Below are 4430 nucleotides of genomic sequence, written 5' to 3'. Positions count from 1 at the left end.
GGGTAACAGCGTCGATGTTGTGACCGTCTACACCTCGGGCATGGACCTCAAGATCGATCGCCGCGCCGATGGCCAGCGCCTGTTTGAAGGCAAGGCTGAAGCAGCTTCGTCCTCGAATCGCCTGTCCTATGTCGTGCCGAACCTCGTCGAGGCGATGTTTACCGACTTCCCCGGCAACAACGGGGAAACGGTGAGGATATCGATCGCGCCGGAAAAGAAGACGGTGAAGAAGGTCAACTGACCTTTCCCGACGGACCGAATGCAAAAAGGCCTCGCAGCGATGCGGGGCCTTTCTGCTTGTGCGGCAGGCAGGGTGTTGTGCGTTTGCATCAGGTTTGCGCCATGCTGCGGACGATCGCGGATTGTTTGTGACAGCCCTTTGGGGATGCGCTATTCAGCCCGGGTAAACGTTGCCCGACGCGGCCTTGGGAGAGGATGCGACAACGTTCGCGCCGCGTCGGGCTTTACCATTTCCATCATTTTGCAGCGCCAATCGCCCGGCAATTTACTGCTGGTGCGGGATGTCTCGTTCGAGTTCGAGCAGCCCCTGCGGCAGGCGCAGGGAACGTGCCGCAATGCGCGTTTCCAGCAGAAGGTAGACCAACGCGATCATCAGCAGGGCAATGGCGCCGAAGAAGGTGATGCCGGTGAGGTTGCGCAGTTCGAGGCCGGCCATTTCGCCGATGAACAGCGATCCCACGGTAACGCCGATGGCGAGGCCCGACACCACCAGCAGCAACAGCGCCCTGCCGATGAGGTGGATGCGGCGATCGACGTAACGGATCTCGATCACGACAAGATCGTGCTCCCGGCCCGTGGTCTCGGCGTGCTGGCTTTGCAGCGCGCGTGAGCGGTCGACGATGCGGCCGAGCCGCGTCGTCAGGATGTTCATGATGTTCCCGATCGCCACGAGGACGAACACCGGGGCCAGTGCCAGCTGAATGGTCTGGGCGATCACGCCGCTATGACCCGGATTCATGAAAAGTCTCGCTGCATCACCGCCTTGTCGCACGTTGCGCCGCGGGCGGGCAAGCCGGATACGAATTCGGCCGGGTTTGCGCTAGAACCACATCCTCACGCCGACGACGGCGCTGACCTGCGATGGACTTTCGCCTTCGAGCCGTGCCAGCCGGGCCGTTTCGCCCAGTTTGCGCTCCCAATGGACGCCGACATAGGGGGCGAATTCGCGGGCGAACTCGTAGCGCAGACGGGTGCCCAGTTCGATCTTCTCGATCCCCGCGCCGATGCCGAGTTCGGGCACGTCCTGCGCGGAGGCGTCGATCTCGATCGAAGGTTGCAGAATGAGGCGCTGGGTCAGGCGCATGTCGTGTTCCGCTTCAAGCCGGAAATGCACGTCGCCCTTGTTCGAGACGAAGGCGTGGGCGCCGACCTCGAACCAGTAGGGGGCAAGGCCTTCGAAGCCGACCACGCCGTAGGTCCGGTCCGGTCCGGCACCGAAATCCTGCCGCACGCCGAGTTCGAAGTTCCACCACGGATCGAGGGCGCGGCGCCAAGCGGCGCGGACTTCGCCGGTCTCAAGGGGTTCGCCGACCCCCCTTCGCCTTCGGTTTCCACGGCCAGCCGGTCGATATCACCGCCAATCCAGCCCATGGCCTGCCAGGCGTAGCCGTCCGTGCCATTGCGGGGGCGGTATTCGAAGCGGTCGAGGATAAGCGCGTTGCCGAAGAAGCGGCCTTCCTTCGAGAGATCGGCGCGGGCCTGGGCCATGCGCTGCTTGTCCCAGAAGGCATCGGCGGGATGGTCGGTCGGGACGGGCGGCGGGGGCGCGTTGCCGACTTCGCTGTCGGATACCGTTGGCATGGTGTGGCCCATGTGGGCCGAATGATCCATCGGCGTGCCCGCTTGAGGCGCATCGGGCGCGGTTTGCTGGTGCATGGAGTGATCCATGCCCTGCATTGCCGCCCCGTCAGCAGGCTGGTCGTTCATGGCGCCCATGTCGTGCCCGGAATGGTCCATGCCCTGCATCTGGCTCATGTCGTGGCCGGCGTGAGGGTCCTGCGCTTCCTGCGCGAGCGATGGCGTGGCGATCAGGGCTGCACCGGCGAGCAGAAGGCGCTTCATGCTGCGTCTCCCGCAGCGCGTACCGTGACGACGCGCATCATCCCGGCATGCATGTGCAGCAGCATGTGGCAATGGAAGGCCCAGTCGCCCTCGGCATCGGCCGTCAGGTCGAAGCTGGCCTTGCCGCCGGGCAGGACGTTGACGGTGTGCTTGCGCGGACGGTTGCCCGGTTCGCCCGTGACCAGTTCGAAGAAGTGGCCGTGCAGGTGGATCGGGTGCGGCATCATCGTGTGGTTGATGAGATTGACGCGAACCCGCTCGCCCGTGCGGAACGGGATCGGCTTGGCGCCATCGGAGATGGTCTCGCCGTCGATGGACCACATGTAGCGTTCCATGTTGGCCGTCAGGTTCACGTCGATCTGGCGCGAGGGCGTGCGCCGGTCAGGATTGGCATCGCGCGAGCGCAGATCGGCATAGGTCAGCACGCGATGGTCGACATCTTCGAGGCCGGTCGGCTTGTCGGCCAGGCGGTCTGCGGGCATCGGCGAGATCGTGGCGACGCCCGGCCCCGGCTTGACGCCCGGCGCGAGCGATAGATCGCGCATCTTCATCGAATGGCCGGCCATGCTTTCGTTGGCGGGCTGGGACAGGTCGATCTCGCCACCCGTCCCCATGTCCATTCCGCTCATGTCCATGCCCATGTCGCGCATGGTGAGCACCGGGCGGGCGCGGCGGGCAGGGATGGGACCGGCCATGCCGATCTGCGGCGCAAGCGTGGCGCGCACCAGCCCGGACCGGTCGATCGCTTCGGCAATGATGCCGAAGGGGGCGGAGTCGGTCGGCTGGACGATGACGTCGTAGGTTTCGGCAATCGCGATCTGGAACTCATCCGTCTCGACCGGCTGGACGTTGCAGCCGTCGGCCGCGACGACAGTCATCGGCAGGCCGGGGATGCGGAAGTTGAAGTTGGTCATCGACGAGGCGTTGATGATGCGCAGCTTGACCCGTTCGCCGGGGCGGAACAGCGCGGTCCAGTTGGCGGCGGTATCGTGGCCGTTGATGACGAAGGAATAGGTCGCACCGGTCACGTCCGAGATGTCGGTCGCATCCATGCGCATCTTGGCCCATTCGAGCCGCTCCTTCAGGCTCTGGTCCTTGCCTTTCAGCAAGCCGCCCACGGTCTGCCGCTGCCAGTTGAAGTAGCCGCCCATGGCCTTCAATTTGCGGAGCTGCTCGTGCGGGTTCATCGGGCTCCAGTCCGCCAGCATCAGCACGTATTCGCGGTCGAACGGGGCGGCGGTGTCAGGCTCGGCCGGGTCGATCACGATCGGGCCATAGAGCCCTTCGGCCTCCTGCATTCCCGAGTGCGAATGATACCAGAAGGTGCCCGAATGCACGATCGGGAACTCGTAGGTGAAAGTCTCGCCCGGATCGATTCCGGGGAACGACAGGCCGGGCACGCCATCCATCTGGAACGGCACGAGCAGCCCGTGCCAGTGGATCGAGCTCTGTTCGGCCAGCGCGTTGCTGACGGCGATGCGCACCTTCTGCCCCTCGCGCAGGCGGATGAGCGGGGCGGGGATCGAGCCGTTGACCGCGATGGCCGGGGCGGAACGGTCCCCCACCGCGAATCTGGCCGCGCCGATCGACAGGGCGATGCTCTCGCCCGAGAGGACGCCGCCGGTGTTGCGCCCGGCTATGGCGCCGCCTTCACGAGAATGACCACCGTGGCCCGATTGCGCCCAGGCAGGGACAAGCGGCGTTGCGGCGAGGGCACCGGCTCCGAGAAGCAGGTTGCGGCGGTTGAGATGGAGCATGTCGGTCATTACCTGCGATTACGCAGGAAGACGGGTTATCCCTCAAGCAGTTCCGACAATTTCTGCCGCGCCCGGTAGATCTGAAGCGTCCCGGGTTTTCCGGAGGCAGTTTCAATTGGGTCATGCCACCATATCGAGGGTCTCGTTGGCTGCATAGTAGTTGGCCTCGGCTTCGGCGGGCGGGATGTGTCCGATGGGGCCGAACAGGCGATGGTGGTTGAACCAATCGACCCAGCGCAGGGTTGCCATTTCCACTGCCGATGCGCTGGGCCATGATCGCTGCCGCCAGATGACTTCGGCCTTGTAGAGACCATTGATGGTCTCGGCCAAAGCGTTGTCGTAGCTGTCGCCGACGCTACCGACCGACGGCACGAGGTTGGCCTCGGCGAGGCGTTGGGTGTAGTTCATAGCAAGGTATTGAACGCCCCTGTCGCTATGGTGGATCAGCCCGTCATCGGGGCCGGGCCTACGGGCATGGATTGCCTGTTCGAGAGCGTCGAGCACGAAGCCGGCGGTAGCCGACGTGCTGACCTTCCGTAAGCGCGAAATTCCGCGCACCTGTTCGGTTGAGTGACGCGGTGTGAAGGATGT

3 protein-coding genes and 2 pseudogenes are annotated in these 4430 nt (G+C 64.7%); 1 reads left to right on the top strand and 4 read right to left on the bottom strand.

Annotation, left to right across the window (positions count from 1 at the left end; translation table 11 throughout):
• A pseudogene (locus tag AX703_RS27730) lies at positions 1-241 on the top strand (DUF4136 domain-containing protein); the annotation flags it as partial.
• Positions 242-505: 264 nt separating this feature from the next.
• On the opposite strand, the gene AX703_RS02915 reads toward AX703_RS27730, so the two are convergent.
• From AX703_RS02915 to AX703_RS02900, 4 genes and pseudogenes are all read right to left on the bottom strand, one after another.
• On the bottom strand, positions 506-979 hold the full coding sequence (locus AX703_RS02915; protein WP_197423594.1) for a DUF2721 domain-containing protein: 474 nt from the start codon (positions 977-979) through the stop codon (positions 506-508).
• An 81-nt stretch (positions 980-1060) separates the two neighbouring features.
• Positions 1061-1728 (bottom strand): annotated as a pseudogene (locus tag AX703_RS02910) (copper resistance protein B).
• 350 nt (positions 1729-2078) lie between these two features.
• Entirely contained in the window at positions 2079-3848 is a 1770-nt protein-coding gene (locus tag AX703_RS02905; protein ID WP_062342536.1) for a copper resistance system multicopper oxidase, read from the bottom strand.
• 111 nt (positions 3849-3959) lie between these two features.
• Positions 3960-4430 (bottom strand): integrase core domain-containing protein (locus tag AX703_RS02900; protein ID WP_156451878.1); only part of this gene is annotated, 471 nt, incomplete at its 5' end.

Origin of the sequence: Novosphingobium sp. CCH12-A3, from assembly GCF_001556015.1 — a bacterium.
In the GTDB taxonomy this organism is placed as follows: Bacteria; Pseudomonadota; Alphaproteobacteria; order Sphingomonadales; family Sphingomonadaceae; genus Novosphingobium; species Novosphingobium subterraneum.
The sequence above is the reverse complement of the archived record's forward strand: the minus strand, read 5'-3'. Positions and strand labels throughout refer to the sequence as shown.

Bases quoted from the DNA above. Each gene is read 5' to 3' on its own strand.
- AX703_RS02915 (WP_197423594.1), bottom strand. From the start codon at position 979: ATGAATCCGGGTCATAGCGGCGTGATCGCCCAGACCATTCAGCTGGCA.
- AX703_RS02905 (WP_062342536.1), bottom strand. From the start codon at position 3,848: ATGACCGACATGCTCCATCTCAACCGCCGCAACCTGCTTCTCGGAGCC.